Annotated in this window: 20 protein-coding genes; 12 read left to right on the top strand and 8 right to left on the bottom strand. The window is 62.0% G+C overall.

Annotated features, from left to right (window positions below; all coding sequences use genetic code 11):
• Window positions 1–31 precede the first annotated feature (31 nt).
• Window positions 32–835 carry a DUF3014 domain-containing protein gene (locus GYH35_RS22680; RefSeq protein WP_161810384.1) on the top strand — a complete coding sequence of 268 codons (804 nt, stop codon included), beginning with the start codon at window positions 32–34 and terminating at the stop codon, window positions 833–835.
• Window positions 836–868: 33 nt separating this feature from the next.
• Window positions 869–2,008, top strand: coding sequence for a hypothetical protein (locus GYH35_RS22675; protein WP_161810385.1), 1,140 nt, complete (start codon window positions 869–871; stop codon window positions 2,006–2,008).
• On the opposite strand, the gene GYH35_RS22670 is transcribed toward GYH35_RS22675, so the two are convergent.
• Entirely contained in the window at window positions 2,005–2,883 is an 879-nt protein-coding gene (locus tag GYH35_RS22670; protein WP_161810386.1) for an alpha/beta fold hydrolase, read from the bottom strand. The two genes, GYH35_RS22675 and GYH35_RS22670, sit on opposite strands and share 4 nt — an antisense overlap.
• 102 nt (window positions 2,884–2,985) lie before the next feature.
• On the opposite strand from GYH35_RS22670, the gene GYH35_RS22665 reads away from it, so the two are divergent.
• Together GYH35_RS22665 and GYH35_RS22660 are read left to right on the top strand one after the other, a co-directional pair.
• Window positions 2,986–3,444, top strand: a complete 459-nt coding sequence (locus GYH35_RS22665) for a hypothetical protein (RefSeq protein ID WP_161810387.1) — start codon at window positions 2,986–2,988, stop codon at window positions 3,442–3,444.
• 413 nt (window positions 3,445–3,857) lie between these two features.
• Window positions 3,858–4,796, top strand: a complete 939-nt coding sequence (locus GYH35_RS22660) for a putative Ig domain-containing protein (protein WP_161810388.1) — start codon at window positions 3,858–3,860, stop codon at window positions 4,794–4,796.
• Window positions 4,797–4,859: 63 nt separating this feature from the next.
• Here GYH35_RS22660 and GYH35_RS22655 read toward each other — a convergent pair whose 3' ends face one another.
• Complete coding sequence (locus GYH35_RS22655) at window positions 4,860–5,777, bottom strand: alpha/beta fold hydrolase (protein WP_202624509.1); 918 nt, start codon at window positions 5,775–5,777, stop codon at window positions 4,860–4,862.
• Window positions 5,778–5,949: 172 nt separating this feature from the next.
• Between GYH35_RS22655 and GYH35_RS22650 the strand changes: the two genes are divergently transcribed.
• Window positions 5,950–6,780, top strand: coding sequence for an SDR family oxidoreductase (locus GYH35_RS22650; RefSeq protein ID WP_161829557.1), 831 nt, complete (start codon window positions 5,950–5,952; stop codon window positions 6,778–6,780).
• A gap of 2 nt (window positions 6,781–6,782) precedes the next feature.
• A complete protein-coding gene (locus tag GYH35_RS22645) occupies window positions 6,783–7,880 on the top strand; it encodes a glycerophosphodiester phosphodiesterase (RefSeq protein ID WP_202624507.1) in 1,098 nt (365 codons plus the stop codon).
• Here the strand turns inward: GYH35_RS22645 and GYH35_RS22640 are convergent.
• A complete protein-coding gene (locus GYH35_RS22640; RefSeq protein ID WP_161829556.1) occupies window positions 7,849–8,664 on the bottom strand; it encodes an alpha/beta fold hydrolase in 816 nt (271 codons plus the stop codon). The two genes, GYH35_RS22645 and GYH35_RS22640, sit on opposite strands and share 32 nt — an antisense overlap.
• A gap of 183 nt (window positions 8,665–8,847) precedes the next feature.
• On the opposite strand from GYH35_RS22640, the gene GYH35_RS22635 reads away from it, so the two are divergent.
• Complete coding sequence (locus GYH35_RS22635) at window positions 8,848–11,226, top strand: autotransporter outer membrane beta-barrel domain-containing protein (RefSeq protein ID WP_161829555.1); 2,379 nt, start codon at window positions 8,848–8,850, stop codon at window positions 11,224–11,226.
• 4 nt (window positions 11,227–11,230) lie between these two features.
• The gene (locus GYH35_RS22630) at window positions 11,231–12,862 is read left to right on the top strand and encodes a caspase family protein (RefSeq protein WP_202624505.1); all 1,632 of its coding nucleotides are present in this window, start codon (window positions 11,231–11,233) and stop codon (window positions 12,860–12,862) included.
• Between the two features lie 3 nt (window positions 12,863–12,865).
• On the opposite strand, the gene GYH35_RS22625 is transcribed toward GYH35_RS22630, so the two are convergent.
• Entirely contained in the window at window positions 12,866–13,642 is a 777-nt protein-coding gene (locus GYH35_RS22625) for an SDR family NAD(P)-dependent oxidoreductase (protein WP_161810393.1), read from the bottom strand.
• A gap of 310 nt (window positions 13,643–13,952) precedes the next feature.
• Here GYH35_RS22625 and GYH35_RS22620 point away from each other — a divergent pair, with 310 nt between their 5' ends.
• The 4 genes from GYH35_RS22620 to GYH35_RS22605 all read left to right on the top strand — a co-directional run bounded on the left by GYH35_RS22620 (window position 13,953) and on the right by GYH35_RS22605 (window position 15,729).
• Window positions 13,953–14,141, top strand: a complete 189-nt coding sequence (locus GYH35_RS22620; RefSeq protein WP_161829554.1) for a hypothetical protein — start codon at window positions 13,953–13,955, stop codon at window positions 14,139–14,141.
• Window positions 14,142–14,230: 89 nt separating this feature from the next.
• Entirely contained in the window at window positions 14,231–14,539 is a 309-nt protein-coding gene (locus tag GYH35_RS22615) for a DUF559 domain-containing protein (protein WP_161810394.1), read from the top strand.
• 90 nt (window positions 14,540–14,629) lie between these two features.
• Window positions 14,630–15,028: an MbcA/ParS/Xre antitoxin family protein gene (locus GYH35_RS22610; RefSeq protein WP_198683052.1), complete on the top strand. Its 399-nt coding sequence runs from the start codon at window positions 14,630–14,632 to the stop codon at window positions 15,026–15,028.
• Window positions 15,025–15,729, top strand: coding sequence for an RES family NAD+ phosphorylase (locus GYH35_RS22605; protein ID WP_161810395.1), 705 nt, complete (start codon window positions 15,025–15,027; stop codon window positions 15,727–15,729). The genes GYH35_RS22610 and GYH35_RS22605 overlap by 4 nt, the downstream gene beginning before the upstream one ends.
• Here GYH35_RS22605 and GYH35_RS22600 read toward each other — a convergent pair.
• From GYH35_RS22600 to GYH35_RS22585, 4 genes are all read right to left on the bottom strand, one after another.
• On the bottom strand, window positions 15,720–16,775 hold the full coding sequence (locus tag GYH35_RS22600) for a 2-oxoacid:ferredoxin oxidoreductase subunit beta (RefSeq protein WP_161810396.1): 1,056 nt from the start codon (window positions 16,773–16,775) through the stop codon (window positions 15,720–15,722). The two genes, GYH35_RS22605 and GYH35_RS22600, sit on opposite strands and share 10 nt — an antisense overlap.
• Window positions 16,776–16,777: 2 nt before the next feature.
• Window positions 16,778–18,616: a 2-oxoacid:acceptor oxidoreductase subunit alpha gene (locus GYH35_RS22595; RefSeq protein ID WP_161810397.1), complete on the bottom strand. Its 1,839-nt coding sequence runs from the start codon at window positions 18,614–18,616 to the stop codon at window positions 16,778–16,780.
• Window positions 18,577–20,406, bottom strand: a complete 1,830-nt coding sequence (locus GYH35_RS22590; protein WP_161829553.1) for an FAD-dependent oxidoreductase — start codon at window positions 20,404–20,406, stop codon at window positions 18,577–18,579. Before GYH35_RS22590 ends, GYH35_RS22595 begins: the two co-directional genes overlap by 40 nt.
• An 84-nt stretch (window positions 20,407–20,490) precedes the next feature.
• Complete coding sequence (locus tag GYH35_RS22585; RefSeq protein ID WP_161810399.1) at window positions 20,491–21,768, bottom strand: lipase family alpha/beta hydrolase; 1,278 nt, start codon at window positions 21,766–21,768, stop codon at window positions 20,491–20,493.
• Between the last annotated feature and the right edge of the window lie 13 nt (window positions 21,769–21,781).

Genomic DNA, 21,781 nt, shown 5'->3' with positions numbered 1-21,781 from the left:
ACTCAACGGTGACGGCGGCGAGGAGCCACTCGTGGAAGACGAACAAAAGAAATGGTTGTACTGGGCGATTCCCGCCGTGGTCGCGGTGGCCATCGGGGCAGCGTTGTACTACGGGCGTTCGCATCGGCAGGCTGAGCAGGCCAAGCAGACGCCCGCGGTGAGCGTGCCCGAGGCCCCGCCGGCGTCGACGGAGCCCCCGGTGCGCAATCCACTGGGGGAAACGCCGCCGCCGAAACCGCTCCCGCCGCTCGCTGACAGCGATCCTTCGTTGCAAGAATCGTTAGGCGGTGTGTTCGGTCGCACGCTCGATCCATTCCTGGTGCCGAAGAACATCATCCGGCACACGGTCGTGACCATCGACAACATGCCTCGCAAGAAGACGGCGGTGCAGATGTGGCCGGTGAAGCCCATTGGCGGCGAGTTGATCGCCACGGGCGAGGGCGAGGAGCTCACGCTCGGTCCAGGCAACTACGCGCGCTACGAGCCGGTGATCAAGATCCTGATGAACACCGACACGGCGCAGATCGCGACGCTGTACAAACAGTACTACCCGCTGTTCCAGGAAGCGTATGTGTCGCTCGGCTATCCCGACGGCTATTTCAACGATCGGCTGGTCGAGGTGATCGATCATCTGCTGGCGACGCCGGATGTGCCGGGCCCAATCAAGCTGAAGCGGCCGAGCGTCAATTTCGTGTTCGCCGATGCGCAGCTCGAAGAGCTTTCCTCCGGACAGAAATTGCTGATACGCATGGGCAGCGCCAATGCGGCCATAGTGAAGGAAAAGCTGCGCGAGTTGCGCCAGGCGATTGCCAAGCAGGAGGCCGCGGCGAATTGATCGGCGAGCGTCATTGAAGACAGGAGTGTCGTCATGAGCAAAGTCGTATTGATATCGGTGGCCTCATCCGTGGGCCTCGGCTTGTTGAGCCTGCATCTGGTGAAGCAGCTGAAGGAAGGCGAGGCCACTATCGCGGATCTGCAAGCGCAGGTCGCAACGTTGCAAGAGCAGCAGCAACGCGAGCCTGCGCCGCTCCCGCGCGAAAACACTCCACCGCCCGAAGTCATCGCTCCGCAGCCGAGCGAAGTCATCGGCACGCCGCCCAAAGAACCCCCGAAGAAGGTCGGCGTCGTCACCGCGAACGGTCAGTTGATGCCCTCGAGTCCGCCCAATCGCGAGGACCGCATGCGCATTTATCGCGAGCATCGCGAGCGTCAGCGGCAGTTGATGCAGGATCCCGAGTATCGCGAGGCCATGCGTGTACAGACGCGAGGCAACTTCGCTCGCCAGTATCCAGGCGTGATTCAAGAGCTGGGTCTGGATTCTCAACAGGCCGAGGAGTTCTTCGACCTGCTCGCCGATCAGCAGATGCGGTCGAACGAGCAGATGCAGCCGATGTGGGACATGGAAGGTGTCGATCCCACCGATCAGGCGGCGATGCAGGAGCGCCAGCGCAAGATCGCGACGCAGGCTGCGGAAAATCAGCGCAAGAGCGAAGCAGAGATGGCGGCGCGCTTCGGTCAGGACAAACTGCAGGCGTGGAAGGAATATCAATCCACCATGGGCGTGCGTTTCGAGCTGGAGAACTTGCGCAGCACGCTGGCGTCGAGCGGGATGCCGCTCAATGAAGAGTTGAGCAAGCCCATGCTCAAGGCACTGGCGCAGGCACAGACGCAGGCGCTTACGGCCGAGGCGCCTGAATATGCGGCAGCCGTGAGTCGCGGCGCCGCCCCCGCGCTGGCGGCGCGCGTAGTGACCAGCAACAACTTCGATGACAGCACCATGGAGCGTCACATCGAAGCGCAACGCAAGCGCAATCAACGCACGCTCGACGCGCTGTCCCCCTATCTGTCGTTCGAGCAGCGCGAGGCGATCGAGCAGCAGCAGGAAGCTCAGTTGAAAATGCAGGAAGCGCAGTACCGCCTGATGCGCGCTCAACGCAAGACCGACCCAAACAGCAACGGCACGTATTTCGTGGAAGGGTCGTCGAACCTGATGCCGCTCCGGCCCTAGCTTCGAGCGGCGTGCACGCGACCGAGGAAGTCACGGATCAGCGGCAGCACGGTCTCGAAGTGAGACTCGAGCAGCCAGTGGCCGCCATCCGTGAGGTGCAGCTCCGCGTCAGGCAGATCACGCAGATAGGCACGGGCCGAACCTTCCGGCATGTAACCGTCGCGCGGCCCCCAGACGATCAACGTCGGCGGACGATGCTCGCGCAGGTACTGCTGATAGCGTGGAAACCACTCGACGACATTTGCCTTGATGGCCTCCATCAACTGCACGGATAGCCGGCGTCGGACCGGTGTGTTCATGAGCGGCCAATGCAGCTTCCACAGATCGGGCGGCACGAGCTCGGCGTGCCGCTCGTCGGTCTCGCCAATGAACTCATCGCGAAAGCCGTGTTCGCCGACGGCCTCTTCCAGCACGGCATGATGCTGCGGCGACGGATCATCCCAATAGCGCTTGATCGCGGCGTACTTCGGGCCCATCGCATCCTGATAGATGTCGCCATTCTGGATGATCAGAGCCGCGACTCGCTGCGGGGCGCGCATCGCCAGCCGCAAACCGATCCACGAACCGTAGTCGTGTAAATAGAGGGCGTAACGGTCCAGGCCGAGTGCGCTCGCGAATTGCTCCAGGAACGACGCATATGCCCCGAACCCGTAATCGAAGTCGTCGGGGTCCGGCGTATCGCTGTATCCGAACCCGGGATAGTCCGGCGCGATCAGGCGCCAGCGGTCAGCCAGCGCAGGCAGCAAGCGACGATACTGAAACGAGGAACACGGGTAGCCGTGGGGTAACAGCAGCAGCGGCGCGTCGCGCCGGCCCGCTTCCCGATAGAAGATTTTCAGTCCGTTGAGGTCGAGATAGCGGTGCAGGGCGCTCATACCGCTAAATGAGTCGCCCTTCGGCCAGTTCCAGTCGCCTACGACTACCGCCGTTGCATCGGTTGAGTAATATGGCGGAGGTTCGCTCTGGGTAAGACTTCTATGTACAAACAATCATCCATTCGCACCGCCGTGTTGATAACCGTGGCCTTGTTGGGAGCTGGCGCTTGCAGCAAGGAACAGCCTGTCGCCCAGACGGCAGCTCCGCCGCCAGCGCCGGCGGAGCAGTCGCCGGGCACCGATGAGCTGGGCCAGCCGTCGGATCCGCGTTTCATCGGCAGAATCTGGGTGTCGACGACGCCGGGTCACTCGCGCGGCACATTGATGATCTTCCTGCCGGATCGCACGCTGTTGATGGACTCGTGCTTCGAGACCTATCGCGTTTCCAAATGGGGCGCGGAAGGCGATCGCATTCGCTGGATCGAGGATGCCATTCCCATCGAAGCGACCCTGTCGATGCCGAACGAAAACGAGCTGCGATTGCAGCTGGCAGGACAGGACAGAGTGCAGTCGTTCGTGGTCGCGACGGTGCCAACCGTTTGTCCCGATATGCCGCGCTAATTTGCGCGGCAGCTCGCCGCTGAGCGAGTGAACCGTCGGTGTTTCACGTAAGCGAAATCACCCAAATGTTTTTGCTGCGATCCGCTCATTGCAAATCGCGCACTGCGAATTTCGCCGCGAAATAAAACCCGCCTCGTAGCTTTTTCACGAGCGCGCTTTGTCCGATGTTTGTAATTCAAGCGCAGTGAATGCATTCGCAGACATGTCTGAGCGTTACGACATTTTGCGCAAACGAATTTCTTTTCGTTAACTGCGCGCACCCACGAGCGACACTTCGTCACACCGACAAGCCTCAATGCATGCGGTGGCCGACCAGGATGAGTCAGGCAGAACGATAGATCGCGGACCTGGGTGAGCGCCGTTTCGCATGCGTAAGCGACGCGGCTCCCGTGTCATACCCGCGAGGATCGTCCATGCGCACTTCTTTCAAGTGCACGCCCACTCTGGGCGTGTCCGCACTATTTTTTGCCCTGGTCTGCGCGTTGTCCTTGCTGAGCGGCATCGCTCAGGCGACGCCGACGATCTCCGGCACGCCGAAAACGACGTTTGGTGTGAACTCCTGGTACAGCTGGGCGCCGACGGCGCGCGATCCGGCCGTCGAGCAGCGGAGGCTGCGTTATTCCATCGTCAACAAGCCTTCGTGGGCGCAGTTCTCGGTGTACTCCGGAAAGATCGAAGGCGTGACGCCCGCGACACCGGGCACCTGGTCGAACATCCGTATCACGGTCAGAAGCGCGACGGGTACCGCGACTCTGCCGGCGTTCTCGATCACGACATACAAGAGTGGCACCAGCGGCGGCACGACCAATCGTCCGCCGGTGTTGAGCGGCACGCCGCCGAGCTCCGTGACTGCGGGTAACGCATACGCGTTCCGGCCGACCGGCTCGGATCCCGAGGGCCGCACGCTCACGTGGTCGATCACGAATCGTCCGGCCTGGGCAACGTTCAGCACCGCCTCGGGCGCGCTCACCGGCACGCCGACCGCTTCGCAAGTGGGCACTTATTCGGGCATCGCGATCAGCGCGAGCGACGGCACCAATCGCACTTCGCTGCCGTCCTTCAGCATCGCCGTGAACGCCGCTGGCAGCAGCACGGGCTCGGCCACGCTGAGCTGGACGCCCCCGACCAGCAACACCAACGGCACGACGCTGACCAACCTCGCGGGTTACCGCATCTATTACGGCACCAGCTCGAGCAGTCTGAATCGCACCATCCAAGTGGCGAATGCGGGTGTGACACGCTACGTGGTGCCGGATCTGTCGGCGGGAACGTGGTACTTCGCGGTGCGCGCGTACTCTTCGACTGGCGGCGAAAGCGCTAATTCGAACACCGCGTCGAAGACCATTCGCTAATTAGAAAAATCGCGAGCTGCTCTCCCGTGGCCGACACGGGAGAGTAGCGGACGCGAACGGCGGTCATTGCTTGCGGCGTGACAGCCAGTCCACCATCGTGTTGCTGACCAGCTCCGGCGCATCCTGTTGCACGAAGTGACTCGCGCCAGGCACGGTCATGATGGTCAAGTCCTTCTCTACCCATTGCCACGTGCCATTGAGCGCGCCCGGCAGTAGCGCCTGATCCTCCAATCCGTGGAACATCAGCACCGGCACTTGCACCTTCGGGAACGTGAAGTTCGCCGGCGGCGGCGGAGCATCCGGCTTCGGGTAATTGGCCTTGTAGTAGTTGAGCATCGCCTCGACGTCCGATTGCTGGAATGCTTGCAGATAACGTTCGCGGGCGGCCGGATCGGTTACCCATTGGGTGAGGCGCTCCAGTGAGATCGCCTTGTGCGCCTCCGGCTTCTGGAAGTTGAAAGCGTACTCGCTGTTTTTCTTCTGCTGCGGATTGGTGGCGATCTCGCGTGCGATGCCGGCGGGGTGCGGCAGGTTGCAGATGATCAACAGCCGCGTGATGTCGGGCTTGCGCATGGCCACGTTCCAGGCGACCGAGCCGCCCCAGTCGTGGCCGACGATCACGGCGCGCTCCACCTGCTCGGCCTTGACCACCGCGGCAATATCGCCGACCAACAAAGGCATGGCGTAGTTCTCCACGCCTTTGGGTTTATCCGAAAGGTTGTAGCCGCGCAGATCGACGGCCACCGCTCGATAACCGTTGTCGGCGAGCGCGCGCATTTGTTTGCGCCACGAGTACCAGAAGTCCGGAAAGCCGTGGATCATCACGACCAGCGGCCCCTGGCCCAATGCCGCATAGTGGATTTTCACGCCGGTGGCGTCGGCGTACTTGTGCTCGACCTGATCCCACACATCCGTCGTGTCGGCCATCGCGATTCCCCCTTGCAGGACAAACAAGATTACGGCCCAAGCCCAGCTACGCATGCGAGCTCCTTCGCTTCCGTTTCCGAGTGGTCTGGCTCGCCGACTATATAACGCTGCGTGGTCCGTGACTGCCCGACAGTAGGACCGAGCAGACGATCGTAAAAGTCAGTCCTATGCTCGCTGTGCGGATCGGGCCTATGATGAGGCGTCCTCCAACCGGTCGGAGCTTCGTATGTCTCTTCGCGGCAAGACACTCTTCATCTCGGGCGCATCGCGCGGCATCGGCCTGGCGATTGCGGTGCGGGCGGCGAAAGATGGCGCCAATATCGCGATCGCAGCCAAGAGCGATCAGCCCAATCCCAAATTGCCCGGCACGATTCACACCGCCGCCGAGGCCATCGAAGCCGCGGGCGGCAAGGCGTTGCCCATGCAGGTCGATATTCGCGACGAGAATGCGGTCGCCGCAGCGGTGAAGAAGACCGCCGACCATTTCGGCAGCCTCGACATCCTGGTGAACAATGCCAGCGCCATCTCGCTGAGCGGCACGCTCGACACGCCGATGAAACGCTTCGATCTGATGTTCGGCGTCAACGTCCGTGGCACGTTCGTGTGCTCGCAGGCGTGCGTGCCATACCTGAAGGAATCGGCGAAGGCCGGGCGCCAGCCTCACATCCTCAATCTGTCGCCGCCGCTGAGCATGAAGCCGCGCTGGTTCGGGCCGCACGTCGCTTACACGATGGCGAAGTACGGCATGAGCATGTGTGTGCTCGGCATGGCCGAGGAGTTTCGGGCCGACGGCATCGGCGTCAATGCGCTGTGGCCTCGCACGGTCATCGCGACGGCTGCGTTGAATGTCATCGCACTGGCGGATCCGAAGAAAGGCCGCAAGCCGGAGATCATGGCGGACGCGGCGCATGTCATCCTGACGCGCGATCCTCGCAGCTGCACCGGCAACTTCTTCATCGACGACGAGGTGCTGGCGAGCGCCGGAACGAAGGATCTCGATCAATACGCGGTCACGCCCGGCAACCAGCAGTTCCAGCCGGACTTCTTCGTCGACTGATCGTGAACCGCCTGCTTCGCTTTGGTTTCTTGGTCGCAATGGTGTCGATGATGAGCGGACCGGCGCAAGCGCAGTCTCCTGTGCAGGACAAATGGGCGACATTGGACGGCAAGCCGCCGCTAGTGATCGCACATCGCGGCGCCTCGGGCTATCGGCCCGAGCACACGCTCGCGTCGTACTTGTTGGCGATCGAGTTCGGCGCCGACTATGTCGAGCCCGACCTGGTCGCGACGCGCGATGGTCAGCTGATCGCGCGACACGAGCCGCTGCTCGATGACACCACCGATGTGAAGTCGCGACCGGAATTTGCATCGCGCCGGAGCACCAAGACGCTCGACGGCAAGGAAGTCACGGGATTCTTCGCCAGCGACTTCACGCTTGCGGAGATCCGGCAGCTCCGTGCCGTGCAGCCGAATCCGGCGCGCTCCAAGGAGTTCGACGGCAAATTCACCGTGCCGACGTTCGAAGAGATTCTCGATCTGGTCGAGCAGGAATCGGCGAAGCGTGGGCGACGCATCGGCATCTATCCAGAGACCAAGCATCCCGCCTTCCATCTGCAGCTGAACCTGCCGCTGGAAGATCGGCTGCTCGATGCGTTGAATCGACGCGGCTTGAACAAGGCAGGCACGCCCATCTTCATCCAGTCATTCGAGAGCGCGAATCTGCAATACCTGCGCGCCAAGACGCCGTTGCCGCTCGTGCAGCTGATGGACGAGGGATCGCTCATCTATGACGACAGCGGCAAGCGAGTGGTGAGCGTGAGCATTCCCGATTACGGCGATCGTCGCGGCGGGGAGGGGCCGAAGAGTCTCGGCGACGTGGCGAAGTACGCGAACGCGATCGGACCCTGGAAACGTCAGATCCTGCGCGATGTCGGGCAGCCGAAGTTGCTCACGACGTCGGTGATCGAGCAGGCTCATCAAGCCGACCTTCGCGTGCACACGTATACATTCCGCAATGAACCCGCGACGCTGGCGCCGGAGTACAACAACGATCCATTGCAGGAATACCGGCGCTTCTACGAACTCGGCATCGATGGCGTATTTTCCGATTTCTCCGATACGGCGCTCAAAGCCCGGACGGCGTGGGCGTCACGCTGATCGCCGGCCAGTCGCGCACCCAGCAGCAAACATGATCGAATCCTTCGATGGTTCGTTGCTGTGCCCGGGGGTAACGCGCGAAATATCGTTCCGTGGTTGCGAGCGGCACGACCAGATCGTTCGCGCCCCGCAAATGTAACTCGGGCCAGGGATGCGGCTTGTCGCTCAGCGCTGGATTCAATGATTGCGACAGTCGCAGATACTGGTGGTGCCCGGTCCAGGCGTCCGTGTCCAGATTGGCAGCGACGGTAACGACAGAAACAACATTCTCCAGCCGCTCAGCGATCAACACAGCGAGCGAGCCGCCACCACTGTAACCGACCAACGCCACGCGCTCGGCGCCGATCCGACGCTGCGCTTCTCGCACTGTCGCCACCATGCTGTCGACGACTTCGGATGAGTAACGCGCGCCGGTCCAGAGCTCGACGTTACATTTGTCTGAGCGAAGGCCGTTGTAACACGGGCGAGTGACATAAGCGGCGGGCGCCGCCGAGCGCATCAACATTTCCAACGCAACCGGCCGACGCGTGGTGGGATCGTCGCTGGGCCTGCGGCCGAGCCAGGGAATGCCGTCGCTCTCCAGGAATATCGTCAACGGCCGATTGGCATGATCGGCAGCGGCGCCGCGTTTCAGATAGACGATGCTGGGAAACTCACCGGCCGTAACATGAACGATCTCGAGCCCCGCCTCTCGGGCACGCTGATCCAGGCGCTGCCCGGCAGAAGTGCAGCCGCCAAGGAGCAGCACGGCGAACATGGCATTAAGGGCAACCCTGACGTTCATGAGATGCGATTGCGACCTGCGTCACAACGGAAGTCAACCACCGGCGGCACAGTTCGCCCCGCCATAGGCGTGCGCGCCTGCACTTATGGCCCGTTGCAGTCGAGCGAGAGTGACGGATAACTACGTGCCGCGGAAGTGTGGCGATTGGCGAGCCAGCTCATAAAAATCAAGGGAGAGCTTGCAATGAAGGTAGCGGCGCTCAGAGCAGCCGGACGGACGTGGGCAACATGGATGAGCGGCGTGGCGCTGCTCGCACTGGCGCCGCTGGCGCAGGCCATTCCGCCGAGTTTCAGCAGTCAGGTCAATATTCCGATTCCGGCGCCCAATCAGAGCGTCGCCATCAATCTGCGAACGGCGGGTGCGCTCAGCGGCTCGCCCCTCATCGATATTACGGACCTGGGCCAAGGCGTCGTGTGGGTCACGAATGGTGGCGTCACGACGGGAACCGATCTGAGTATCGACGTCTACGATCCCAATGACGCGGGCGGTGTCTGTGTCGTAATCGCCAGCGGCAGCCTTGGCTACACGCCCACCCCTGGCGACACTTTGTTCGTGCCGATTCAGGCAACGAACCAGCAGGGTGAAAGTGGCTCGACCGTGCCTCCCGGCATCACCATCATCAACGCCCCGGGTCCGGGCATCGTGATTCCGGGCAACGAGACTCACGAGGACAGCTGCGCGGATTTGAACCAAGCACCGGTCGCGAGCATCAACGGCGGCAATCAGACAGTGAGCGATACCGACGGCGCGCCGGGCGAGACGGTCAGGCTTACTGCAAGCGCCACCGACCCAGAGGGCGAGTTGCTGACCTTTGCATGGTTCGTCGGCAACGATCAAACACCGGTGTCGACATTGCAGGAACCGGCCATCGCGTTGCCCGATGGAGTCTCGGTGGTTCGCGTTGAAATTACCGATGCCAATGATGAGACCGGCTCCGCCGAAGTCACGATCACTGTCGGCAACGCAACCGGCCCCGCCGCGAACGCGGGCTCGGATCGCAGCGTTGCCGATACTGACCGCGAAGATGGCGAAGATGTGACGCTGGACGCGAGCCTGTCCACTGATACCGACGGTCAGATCGTGACCTATCGCTGGTCTCGCATCACTGACGGCGAGACTGAAACACTGCTCGGCACGAGCAGCGCGCCGACACTGCAGACGCGCTTGCCGAACGGCGAGAACCTCATCCAATTGCTGGTGACGGACAATTCCGGTCTGCAAGCGTCGGATACGGTGATCATCACCGTGGCCGCCGGTCCGGTGATCACTACGCTCGCGGATATTCCCAACCTGTCGCCGAATCAGCGCCGCGTCGCGCTGGCGTTGGACCGCATCTGCAATCAGTTGCGCGATCTGTCCGGGCTCACCGCCGATCAACAGGATCTGCTGATCCGTTGCAACGGTCTGCAGGTCAACAACACCACGGCCAATCAGATCGATGCGCTGGACGAAATGGTCGCCGACGATTTCGCCGTCGCGCGCACGCAGACGCTGCTGTTCGCGAATACTCAATACGCCAGCGTCATGGATCGGTTGATGGCGCTGCGTGGCGGCGCAAAGGGACTCAGCCTGGCGGGCCTCAACATCATCGTCGATGGCAAGTCCGTGCCGCTGGCTCAGCTGCAAGACATGGTGAAGGGCCTGTTGGGCGGCGGCGCCAGCGCCGACGAGCCCGGCGGCTTGCTCAGCGACAAGTGGGGCATGTGGGCGCGTGGCAATTACAGCTTCGGCGACAAGGACCGCAGCAACAGCAGCCCGGCCTTCGATGCCGATCAGTGGGCGTTGGTCGGCGGTCTGGACTACCGCTTCAACGATAAGTGGGTCGGTGGCGTGTCGCTCGCGTACGGCCAGTCGAGCATCGAATTCAATCCACGGGATGAAGGTGGCCTCGATACGGACACCTGGGCCATCTCGCTCTATGGTTCCACCTACGCGGCGAAAAATTTCTACTTCGACGCCATCGTCAACGTCGCCAACGCCGACTACGGCGCCGATCGGAACATCACTTATGTGGACGGCGCCGGGCTGGTGAACGTCGACGCACATGGCGACACCGATGGCATGACGTACAGCGCCGGCCTGTCGGGCGGTTACGATTTCCTGGTCGGCGGGCTCACGTTGTCGCCGACAGTGGGTCTGTTCTACATCGACGCGACGATCGACGGCTTCACCGAGCGCGGGGCTGGCGGCTTGAATCTGATTTACGACGAGCAGACCTTCCAATCGTTTACCGGCAACTTGGGCTTCCGCGTCACTTACGCGTGGAACCTGAGCTGGGGCGTGCTGCTGCCACACCTTCGCGTCGATTACGTGCGTGAGTTCAAGGACGATGCCGATGTGTTCGGTGTGCGCTTCGCTGCCGATCCGAATGCGACCAGCACGCCGCCCATCCTCGTGGAAACAGACAACCCGGATGAATCGTACTGGCGCCTGGCCACGGGCCTCTCGGCGCAGTTCATCCACGGCATTTCCGGATATGTCGAGTATCAGCGGCTGGAGAGCTTCGAGTTCATCAACTTCCAGGACGTGAGCATGGGTCTGCGCTTCCAGCGCAGCTTCTAACACTATGAAAACGCTTCATCTGCCGAAGACTCTGGGTCGAATCGCGGCGCTGCTCGCACCGAGCTTGTTCGTTATCGCCTCAGCGGCGGCGCCCGGCGCTGCCGCGACCAAGGGCATGGTGAAGCGCTCCGATCTGGAGATCGTCGACTGCTTGTTGCCGGGACAGGTGCGCCAGCTCGGCAACAGCAGCTTCCTGTCGCAGCGACGACCGATTCGGACCACCGCATCGGAATGTTCGATTCGCGGCGGCGAGTACGTCGCCTACGATCGGGCCGACCTGCAGTCGGCGCTGCGCATCTGGATGCAGGCGGCGGAGTCGGGCGATGTCGAAGCCCAGACCAATGTCGGTGAGATCTACGAGCGCGGTATGGGCGTGACGCCGGACTATGAAGCGGCGGCCAAGTGGTATCAGAAGGCTGCGGACAAGAACTACGCTCGTGCGTTGTTCAATCTGGGCACGATGTACGAGCAGGGTCTGGGTGTGCCGCAGGATGGGCTCAAAGCATTGAACCTGTATCGGCAGGCGTGGGGTGTGCCGGAAGACAGCATCATCTTCACGTCGGCCGCGCAGCGCGAGCAGGAAGAGTTGCGTAAAGAACTCGATGCCGCCATCGCGGAAAAAGATGCGCAGCTTGGCCTGCTGCAGAAACAACTGAAGGACTTGCAGGAGCAGCTCGCGAAGCAGCCGGCCGTCGAGCAGACCGCCGACAACAGCAGCAAGGAAATCGAAGCGCTGAAGCGCTGGATCGCGCAGCTCGAGCAGGAGCGTCGCAAGAGCACCGAGCGTCTGGCCGGCATCCCGAAGACTCGGACTCCGCAGGGCACGACCGAGTTGGCCCAGCTGCCGCCCACCGCTGACGAGCGCACGCTCCAGGGCATGAACTTCGGGCGCTATTACGCCATCGTCATCGGCAATCAGAACTATCAAAGCATCGAGAGTCTGGAAACTCCGAAGTACGACGCCGCCCGTGCCGCCCGCATCCTTGCCGATCGTTACGGCTTCACCGTCTCCATTCTCGAAGACGCCAACGACATTACGATGTTGAAGGCCATCAACGATCTCAATGCCGTACTCAAGCCGGAAGACAATCTGCTCATTTACTACGCAGGCCACGGCGCGCGTTTGCAGAGTGGCAAGAGCGAAGCGGGCTATTGGCTGCCGGTGAACGCGGACGCGCCGCCCAAAGATACGTTCTGGGTGCCGAACGAGCAGATCACCGGTCATCTCGGCCGCTTGCCCGCGAAGCGCGTGCTCGTGGTCGCCGACTCGTGCTACGCGGGTTTGTTGTCAACGGATCCGAGCTATCTGTTCCTGAACGACAAGGTCACTTACTCGAAGGACTACATCAAATTCAAGCTGCCGAAACGGGCTCGGCTGCTGCTGTCCTCCGGCGGCGATAAACCGGTGCTCGATGAAGGTAGTGGCGGCAACTCCGTGTTCGCGCGCGCGTTCCTCGATGAGCTGGAAAACAACCAGGGCATTCTCTCCAGCCCCGAGCTGTTCAGCCGGATCCGCAAGCGCGTCGAGATTGCCGCACAGAAGAACAAGTTCGTGCAGGTGCCCGAGTTCAAGTCGATCAAGGGCGCGGGGCACGAAGTGGGCGACTTCTTCTTCGTGCCGCGAGTCAGGAGCTAGGCGCTAGCCGCCGCGGCCGACGACGCCGCCGCCATCGATCACGATGGTCTGGCCCGTCATGAACGAGCCGCTCGGGCCGGCGAGGAACACGGCGGCGCCCGCAATTTCATCGGGCTCGCCGATTCGACGCAGCGGATAGACCTTCACGGTCTGCTCGTACACTTTCGGATCGTCCCACAGAGCTTTGGCGAAATCGGTGCGGATCAGGCCGGGCGCGATGCAGTTGGCGCGGATGTTCTTCGGTCCCCACTCGGCGCACAGGTTACGCGCGAGCGCCATGTCGGCCGCTTTCGACAGACCATACACGCCGAGTGTCGGCGAGCCGAGGATGCCGGCGATCGATGAGATGATGATCACCGAGCCGCCGCCCCGTTGCGCCATCTGCGGCAGCACCATGTTGCACAACCAGAAGTTACTGCGCACGTTGCTGTTCATCACTTTGTCGTACGCATCGTCCGGCATGTCGATGGACGGACCGTAGTACGGATTGACCGCGGCGTTACACACCAGCACGTCGATGCCGCCCCATTGTTTGATCGTGTCGTCGACCAGCTTCTGCATATCTTCCTTGCGGTTGATATTGCAGGCGAGCGAGATCGCTTCGCCGCCCTTGTCTTTGATGGCTTTGACCACTTCCTCGCAAGCATCGAGCTTGCGGCTGCTGACCACGACTTTCGCGCCATGTTCCGCCATGCGCTCCGCGATCGCACGACCGATTCCGCGGCTCGAGCCGGTGATCACCGCGACTTTGCCGGTGAGATCGAACAGAGTGGATGTCATGACGCATTCCCCATCGCTAACAGCGGACGACGTATTTGTTATCGAGAGTTTGATCATAACCAAGCGATCGCACGACTCATACCGAGAATTCAAAAGGACGGCGGTCAAATGACGGTTTTGTGTGCGGCGATCGGCAAAGTTTCGTCGAGCGCACTGCAGGTCGGAAACCAGACCCGGTACCGCCGGGACTTTCCGTTTCTGTGCGCCCTGTCGCTAAACGGCGGCACTTTTGTGCCGATGTCTCGGACTGAGGCTGCGGAACTGCCTACGCGAGCGGAACGTTCTTGGATCGGAGAGACGCGAGGTTGTTATGAAATCCAAGCAATGGGGCAAGCATTTACGGGAGCTGGTGAACGCCAGCTTGGATCCGATGGTCTACGCTCTGCAGTGGGCCCAGGACCCGCGTTGTATGCAGCGAGGGCTGCAACACCGCCGCGTCGGTGCAGCGATTGAACGTAATGCAACGGTCTGCCGTCTGTGGTTGGGCAAGCAACGCTGAAATCCGTGGTACTGGTTGTGGCAATTTCTCGGCAATCCGCCAGTTAATTGCACTGATTCGAGCTGAGCGCGGCAGGTACGCTGCGCTCCATGCTGACAAAAGACTTCAAGGATCGAAGTGCGAAAGAGCGCATCGCGCGCGAGTCGCAAGCGCTCGCTGAACTGCTCGCGGCTCGCGAGCTGCGCGAATTCCCTTCCACCCGTCAATGTGAAATCGGCCCGTTCGTGGTCGAGTGCCTGTTCGCCGAGCAGGCTCTGGTCGTCGAGCTGTCTCCCTCCGATGCACGCCTGAAATTCCTCACCGACATGGGTTACCGCGTGCTGGCCATCGATCCCCGCGAGTTGAGCCGCCATCCGCGGCGAGTCCTCAGGCGGCTGCACGCCGCACTGAAAAGGTGACCCATGTCCGATCTACAGATCCCCGGATTGCACTGGCGTTCAGTCCAAAAATGGAGTAATTTCGCAGTTACTCCATTGGAGGACTGGACCATGATGCAGCCTCATAGTCTCGAGCGCGCCGGTTTCGACCCGGACGAGCTAGGTTCCGCCGCCCTGACGGCCTTCTTCAATATCACTGCCGCCTGGCGCCTGGGCGCCGAAGAAGAGCGGGTGCTGCTGGGCTCGCCGCCCCGTTCGACCTTCTTCAAGTGGAAAAGCGAGCGGGCTGCGAGGGTATCCGCGGACACCCTGGAGCGCATCAGCTATGTGATGGGCATCTATAAGGCGCTGCATATTCTGTTGCCGACGCAGGAAGTCGCCGACGCGTGGGTGAAGAAGCCCAATTCGGCGCACGGCTTCGGCGGCAAATCGGCGCTCGAGCGCATGCTTGCCGGTCGCGTCGTCGACCTGGCGGATGTGCGTCGTTATCTGGACGCGCAGCGCGGATGACGGCCGAGCCACGCGCGGTCACGCTCCGCTGGCAGAAGATGTATCGAATCGTCGCGTCCCGGCACCCGCCGGTGAACGTGTTCGAAAACATTCTGCCGCCGCAACAGAGGGAGCTGGGTTATTTCATCGAAGGTCTGACCAACGACCGCCTGCGTGACGAGAGCGGCGAAGCGCCGGTGATGCCCGATGAGGATCGAGTGCATGGGCCAGGCGCCACCATCGTGATGGCTCCATTCACACATACTGGATTTCCAAGCCGGTTCAGCGACGGCACTTTCGGCGTCTACTATGCCGGGCACACGCTGGAGACGGCGGTGCGCGAGACTGCCTATCACCGCGGCATATTCATGGCGTCGACCAATGAGAGTCCTTGCGAAGTCGACATGCGAGCTTACGTGAACCGGCCGGTGCAACCGTTCCTGGATGTGCGCAGCCCGCGTTTCGATCATCTGCATCAGCCCGACGACTACAGTCCGTCGCAGGCGTTTGCCAAACCGTTGCGTGACCACGGCCACTGGGGGCTCGTGTATCGAAGCGTTCGACACGAGGGCGGCGAATGCATCGCGGCGTTCAAACCGCAGGCAGTGAGCATTCCGATGGCGGGCGCCGCGCTGGCCTACGTATGGGATGGCGAGCGCATCAGCAAGGTCTACGAAAAGTCCGAAGTGCTGTTCGATTTCAGCGCGCCGCCTCAGCGGTAGCGCGACAGAATCTTCTCCAGCCCCTTCGATCCGGGCGTCAGCTTCGCAAACGGCAGCTGATTCACGGGCAGGGCGGTCGTGCCGCTCACTTCGTGAAAGTCCGGGCTTTTCTCGTCGATATAGATCAGCCCGGTGACATATTCGTTCTGCGCCAGCTTGTCGCGCAGATAGTTGAACGCCTGACCTCGATGCGTCGGATCGTAGGAAGGATCCAGTTTGCGCAACAGGATCCGACTTCCATCGTGCATGGTGACCGGCATCGTATCGCCTTGCGCGTACTGTGCGGTGATCTCACGCGCCGGCGGAACGAAGTCCGCGTGCACGACTTCGTCGTAATGGTCGCGCACGAACTCGTAGCTCTTGGTCGAGCCTTCGTGATCGTTGAACGTCACGCACGGCGACAGCACGTCGATCAGCGCGAAACCGCGGTGCTTCAAGCCGGCGATGATCAGCGGCACCAACTGCTCTTTATCGCCGGAAAAGCTGCGAGCCACGAACGTGCCGCCGAGCGTGAGCGCGGCGAGCACCGGATCGATGGGCGGCTGCAGATTTTCTTCGCCCTTTTTGGCTTTCGAGCCGATGTCGGCGGATGCGGAGAACTGGCCCTTGGTCAGCCCATACACGCCGTTGTTCTCGACGATGTAGAGCATGTTGAGATTGCGCCGCATCGCGTGCGCGAACTGGCCGAAGCCGATGGACAGCGTGTCGCCATCGCCGGAAACGCCGATGTAGTGCAGGTCTTTGTTCGCGGCGATCGCGCCGGTCGCGATCGAGGGCATGCGGCCGTGCACGGAGTTGAAGCCGTGGCCACCGCCGACGAAATACGCGGTCGTCTTGGATGAGCAGCCGATGCCGGACAACTTCACCAATTGTTCCGGCCGCATCGACATCTGCCAGCAGGCTTCGATGATGGCGGCGGTGATCGAGTCGTGCCCGCAGCCGGCGCACAGCGTCGACATGCCGCCCTCGTAGTCACGGCGGGTCAGGCCGAGCTCGTTCTTGGGAAGGCCCGGATGCGCGATCTTTGGCTTGGCGATGAAGCTCATGATCAGCTCCCCACGGCGAGACGCTTTTCGGGAATGGATGCGAGCACGCCATCGACGATGACGCTCGACGACATCGGCAGACCGCTGTAATGCAGGATGGAGTGCAGCTTGGCTTTTTCCACTGCCGTTTCCAGCGTCAGCAGGCTGCGCAGTTGGGCGTCGCGGTTCTGCTCGACCACGAAGACCTGCGAATGCGACGCGAGAAAGTCCTCGACCTCCTGGCCGAACGGGAAAGCCCGCACCCGCAGGTAATCGATCTGCACCCCGCGACGACGCAGCAGATCCAGCGCCTCACGCACGGCGCCGTCGCAACTGCCTATCGACAGGAGGCCGAGACTCGTCGGACCGCGGCTGTCGAGCACGGCCTTCGGCACCAGCGTCTTGGCAGTATCGAACTTGCGCTTCAGACGATCGAGCACGATCTGGTATTCGGTCGAATCTTCCGTATACCCGCCGTACTGCGTGTGACCCGAGCCCCGTGTGAAATAAGCGCCTTTCGGATGCGTGCCGGGCAGCGTGCGATAGGGAATGGCATCGCCGTCTTTGTCGAAGTAGCGGTAGAACTTGTCGATCTGCTCCAACTGCTCTGTGGTGAGCACCTTGCCGCGATCGGGCGCGTAGGCGTCGTCCCATTTCAGATCCGGACACATCCAGTCGTTCATGCCGATGTCGAGATCGGACATGACGAACACCGGCGTCTGCAGGCGCTCGGCGAGGTCGAACGCGTGCACGGCCATATAGAAACATTCTTCCGGACTGTTCGGGAACAGCAGCACGTGACGCGTATCGCCGTGCGAGGCGTACGCTGCGATCATCAGGTCGCATTGCTGGGTGCGCGTCGGCATGCCTGTCGATGGGCCGACGCGTTGGATGTCGAAGATTACCGCCGGCACTTCGGCGTAGTAGGCCAGCCCGATGAACTCGTTCATCAAGGAAATGCCAGGGCCGCTGGTCGGTGTGAACGCGCGAGCGCCATTCCAGGCTGCGCCGATGACGGTGCCGATCGCGGCGAGCTCATCCTCGCATTGGACGATCACGTAGTTGCGCTTGCCCGTCTCGGGATCGATGCGCCACTTCTGGCAGAAGCTCTTGAAGCCATCCATCAACGATGTCGACGGGGTGATCGGATACCACGCACCCACCGTGGCGCCGGCATACATGCAACCGAGCGCCGCCGCCGTGTTGCCGTCGATCATGATGTGATTCGCCGTCTTGTCCATGCGCGTCACGCGTAGGGGCAACGGGCATGGGAAATGTTCCTTGGCGTAGTTGTAGCCCAGTTCCAGCGCTTTGACGTTGGAATCGAGCAGCGACTTCTTGTTCGCGTAGCTCTCGCCGAGCAGCGAGCGCATGACATCGAGCTCGATGTCGAGCAGCGCGCCCAGCACGCCGGCGTAAACGATGTTCTTCAGCAGAATGCGCGAGCGCACGCCCTGGAAAGTCTCGTTACAAATGCGAGCCAGCGGCACGCCGAATATAGTGATGTCGTCGCGCTTCAGCAGCGCGGGCCGGGGCCACGTCGAGTCGTAGAGCAAGTAGCCGCCGGGACTGACTTCCTTCACGTCTTTCGCGTACGTTTCGGCATTCATCGCCACCATGAAGTCGATGCGCCCGGAGCGGGCGACATAGCCGTCGCGCGAAATGCGGATCTCGTACCAGGTCGGCAGTCCCTGGATGTTGGAAGGGAAGTAGTTCTTGCCCATGACCGGAATGCCCATCCGGAACATGGATTTCATCAGCAGCGTGTTGGCGCTGGCGGAGCCGGTGCCGTTGACGTTCGCTAGCTTGATGACGAAGTCGTTTATGCGGTCCGGCGAGTCTGGGCTGGCTGCGTGCTGCATGGAGTGGTCTCGTCGCTCGCATAAGGAATGCGGATTTTCGACTTCTGCATATCCCACGCCGCCGTCGGGCAGCGCTCGGCGCACAGTCCGCAATGTACGCAGACGTCTTCGTCTTTGACCATCACCCGCGCCGTATGTTGCAACGGTGCGGATACAAACAAGGGCTGCGTGGCGCGCAATGACGGGGCTTTCAGACGCTGCCGCAACTCGGCCTCGGCGCCGTTCGGCGTCATTGTCAGGCAATCCACCGGGCAGATGTCGATGCAGGCATCGCATTCGATGCAAAGGCGCGCGTCGAATACGGTCTGCACATCGCAGTTCAGACAGCGCTGCACTTCGGCGGCGGCCTGCTCGGCGGTAAAGCCCAGCTCCACCTCGATATTGATCTTCTTGAAACGCTCCTTCAGGTCGACGTGCGGCATCAGCCGCCGCTCGAGCGGGTTGTAGTCGTTCTTGTAGGCCCACTCGTGCAGGCCCATCTTGCGGCTGGACAGGTTCAGCGTAGGCGGCAGGCGCTGAGTTACATCCTGGTCCTGACAGTACTTATGAACCGAGATAGCGGCCTGATGGCCATGCGCCACGGCCCAGATGATGTTCTTCGGCCCGAATGCCGCGTCGCCGCCGAAGAAAACATCCGGCCGCGTCGACTGGAACGTGGTCTGGTCGACCTTCGGCACATGCCATTGATCGAACTCGATGCCCAGGTCGTTCTCGATCCAGGGAAACGCGTTCTCCTGGCCGATGGCCAGGATCACATCGTCGCAGGCAAAGAATTTCTCGCCGGCCACGCGCTCCGCGGTGATGCGGCCGTTCGCATCCAGGTCGTATTCCATGACATCGAACAGCATGCCGGTGAGCCGGCCGGCTTCGATGACGAACGATTTGGGCGCGTGATTCACGACGATCTCGACGTTCTCGGCTTCGGCATCTTCCAGCTCCCACTCGGAGGCCTTGAAGAAACCGCGCGGTTTGCGCGCCATCACTTTCACATCGTCCGCGCCCAGCCGCAGTGAGGAGCGGCAGCAATCCATCGCAGTGTTGCCGACACCGATGATCAACACGCGCCGGCCGATGTTCTTGACGTGGCCGAAGGCCACGGACTCCAGCCAGTCGATGCCGATATGAATATGAGCGGCGGCGCCCGGATCCTTGCGTCCGGGCAAATTCAGATCCTTGCCCTTGGGTGCGCCGCTGCCGACGAACACGGCGTCGAACTCACCGGTGGCGAGCAGTTGTTTCATGCTCGACACCGGTGAGCCCAGACGCAGATCCACCCCCAAATCGACGATATAGCCGATCTCCTCGGCCAGCACCTGCTCCGGCAGCCGGAACGACGGAATATTGGTGCGCATGAGTCCGCCGGGTGTATGCCACTTCTCGAAGATCGTGACTTCGTAACCCAGCGGCATGAGATCGTTGGCCACGGTGAGCGAAGCGGGCCCGGCGCCGATGCAGGCGACGCGCTTGCCATTCTTCTGGGCCGGCGCCTTCGGCAGATACGGCCGCACGTCGTCGCGATGATCGGCGGCGACGCGTTTCAAACGGCAGATGGCGACCGGCTCTGCTTCGACGCGGCCGCGTCGACAGGCGGGCTCGCAAGGCCGGTCGCAGACTCGGCCCAGAATGCCGGGGAAAACGTTGGATTCACGGTTGACGAGATAGGCAGCCGTGAACTGCCCCTGCGCAATCAAGCGGATATATTCGGGAACGTCCGTATGAGCGGGGCACGCCCATTGGCAATCGACGACGCGATGATAATAGTCAGGATTTGCAGTATCGGTTGGTTGCACCGTTACTTAGCCCCCTATCAACGACGACACTGCGCTGAAACGTTGCCGGCGCGGTGATTACTCGATCGGTGAGCTAGCGTACACCTAAGCAGTGCGGGGCACCACCGGAACCGCCGAACTGAACTCTGGAGTAATAATGGGATCTAAAATGCGCCGGCGACTGTCGAGCGTCAGGCGATCCCAATGCACCTTTTGTGTGGCTGCCGCCCGCAACTCGGTGTCGCTGACTGTGCGGACGATCTCGTTTGCCGGCGCAGGTCGCGTGGTGGACAGTCGCCCCGTCGTTCCTTCCTTCAGGATGTTGCTGACCGCGGCCAGCACTTCATTATTGTTGGTCAGCGCGCCGTGATTCTCCTGAACGAACCACGTATCCGCACCTTCCCAGAGCGCGCGAGCCAGCGGCACCGTGCCATCGCCATCGCGCCGGACTGAATATTCGAAGCCGCCGTCGCACAATCGTAGTGACGTCACTGTTTCCTGATTCGTGCCGACGATGACGGCGCAGCGTTCATCGGGCGGGGGCATGCGGCTGCGCACTTTGCCGGCCCGGTTCAGCATCGCGGCATCGGGCGCGAGATCGTCCTGGGGCCACTGCGCGGGGTCGAACAGATTCGGCTCATCGGCCGTCAGCGCCGACGGCAACATTTGATAGAGGCCGGGCAGCGTGAGAAACACGGTGCGCGCGAGTTGCTCCGCCGTACTGAGCTGATCGAGTGCGGCGATTTTGCGAACCGTCGGATAAGCGGCGCGCATGGCCTGCACCGGCGCGAACGATCCTTGGTTGGGTGCGCCGAGTTGCACCAGCCGTTGGATGCGCCGGTCGCGATCGTTCGCCAACGCGATTCTCGCAACCAGGCCGCCCATGCTGTGCGCGACGATGTGCACCTTGCGGGCGCCGGATTTCTCGATGGCGCGCGTCAGTGCCCGAGCCAGGGTCTCCAGATCGGCGCGCCAGTCAAAAGGATGGAACACCGGCAGGAAGCCGGCGATCTCCAGCGACAGGCGCAGTTTCAGATAACCGGGCAGCATGACGCCGAGCGCACGCAGCGACTTTCCGGCCGGCAATGCCAGCTGCGACAGCCCGCCCTGTGCGATGGCCATCGGATGCAGCCAAAGCAACGACGTTATTCGTCGCCGCAACGATCCCAAGCGCGAGCCCATGATGCCGGGCAGGATGAACACCACCTCGCCACGACCGTTGCCGCGAGTGGCCGAGAGCTTCGCCAGTTGCGCCAGCTCGCGATACTCGAACTCGCCGAAGTACGCACTCAATAGCGCCGCGTGTGCCCCCGATCGCAATAGCGCGACGATCTGGTCTTCGTGTAAGTCGGCGGGACTCGGAAGGGCGGGCGGATTGGACATGTGTAGCTAGTAA

The organism is Steroidobacter agaridevorans (assembly GCF_009932555.1).
In the GTDB taxonomy this organism is placed as follows: domain Bacteria; phylum Pseudomonadota; class Gammaproteobacteria; order Steroidobacterales; family Steroidobacteraceae; genus Steroidobacter; species Steroidobacter agaridevorans.
This window is presented reverse-complemented; position numbering and strand designations above follow the sequence as displayed.

Excerpts from the sequence above, each read along its gene's own strand:
- GYH35_RS22615 (WP_161810394.1), top strand. The coding sequence starts at position 14,231 with ATGCTGACAAAAGACTTCAAGGATCGAAGTGCGAAAGAGCGCATCGCG.
- GYH35_RS22610 (WP_198683052.1), top strand. The coding sequence starts at position 14,630 with ATGATGCAGCCTCATAGTCTCGAGCGCGCCGGTTTCGACCCGGACGAG.
- GYH35_RS22635 (WP_161829555.1), top strand. The coding sequence starts at position 8,848 with ATGAAGGTAGCGGCGCTCAGAGCAGCCGGACGGACGTGGGCAACATGG.
- GYH35_RS22595 (WP_161810397.1), bottom strand. The coding sequence starts at position 18,616 with ATGCAGCACGCAGCCAGCCCAGACTCGCCGGACCGCATAAACGACTTC.
- GYH35_RS22675 (WP_161810385.1), top strand. The coding sequence starts at position 869 with ATGAGCAAAGTCGTATTGATATCGGTGGCCTCATCCGTGGGCCTCGGC.
- GYH35_RS22605 (WP_161810395.1), top strand. The coding sequence starts at position 15,025 with ATGACGGCCGAGCCACGCGCGGTCACGCTCCGCTGGCAGAAGATGTAT.
- GYH35_RS22670 (WP_161810386.1), bottom strand. The coding sequence starts at position 2,883 with ATGAGCGCCCTGCACCGCTATCTCGACCTCAACGGACTGAAAATCTTC.
- GYH35_RS22640 (WP_161829556.1), bottom strand. The coding sequence starts at position 8,664 with ATGAACGTCAGGGTTGCCCTTAATGCCATGTTCGCCGTGCTGCTCCTT.
- GYH35_RS22655 (WP_202624509.1), bottom strand. The coding sequence starts at position 5,777 with ATGCGTAGCTGGGCTTGGGCCGTAATCTTGTTTGTCCTGCAAGGGGGA.
- GYH35_RS22625 (WP_161810393.1), bottom strand. The coding sequence starts at position 13,642 with ATGACATCCACTCTGTTCGATCTCACCGGCAAAGTCGCGGTGATCACC.
- GYH35_RS22585 (WP_161810399.1), bottom strand. The coding sequence starts at position 21,768 with ATGTCCAATCCGCCCGCCCTTCCGAGTCCCGCCGACTTACACGAAGAC.
- GYH35_RS22650 (WP_161829557.1), top strand. The coding sequence starts at position 5,950 with ATGTCTCTTCGCGGCAAGACACTCTTCATCTCGGGCGCATCGCGCGGC.
- GYH35_RS22620 (WP_161829554.1), top strand. The coding sequence starts at position 13,953 with ATGAAATCCAAGCAATGGGGCAAGCATTTACGGGAGCTGGTGAACGCC.
- GYH35_RS22600 (WP_161810396.1), bottom strand. The coding sequence starts at position 16,775 with ATGAGCTTCATCGCCAAGCCAAAGATCGCGCATCCGGGCCTTCCCAAG.
- GYH35_RS22665 (WP_161810387.1), top strand. The coding sequence starts at position 2,986 with ATGTACAAACAATCATCCATTCGCACCGCCGTGTTGATAACCGTGGCC.
- GYH35_RS22660 (WP_161810388.1), top strand. The coding sequence starts at position 3,858 with ATGCGCACTTCTTTCAAGTGCACGCCCACTCTGGGCGTGTCCGCACTA.
- GYH35_RS22630 (WP_202624505.1), top strand. The coding sequence starts at position 11,231 with ATGAAAACGCTTCATCTGCCGAAGACTCTGGGTCGAATCGCGGCGCTG.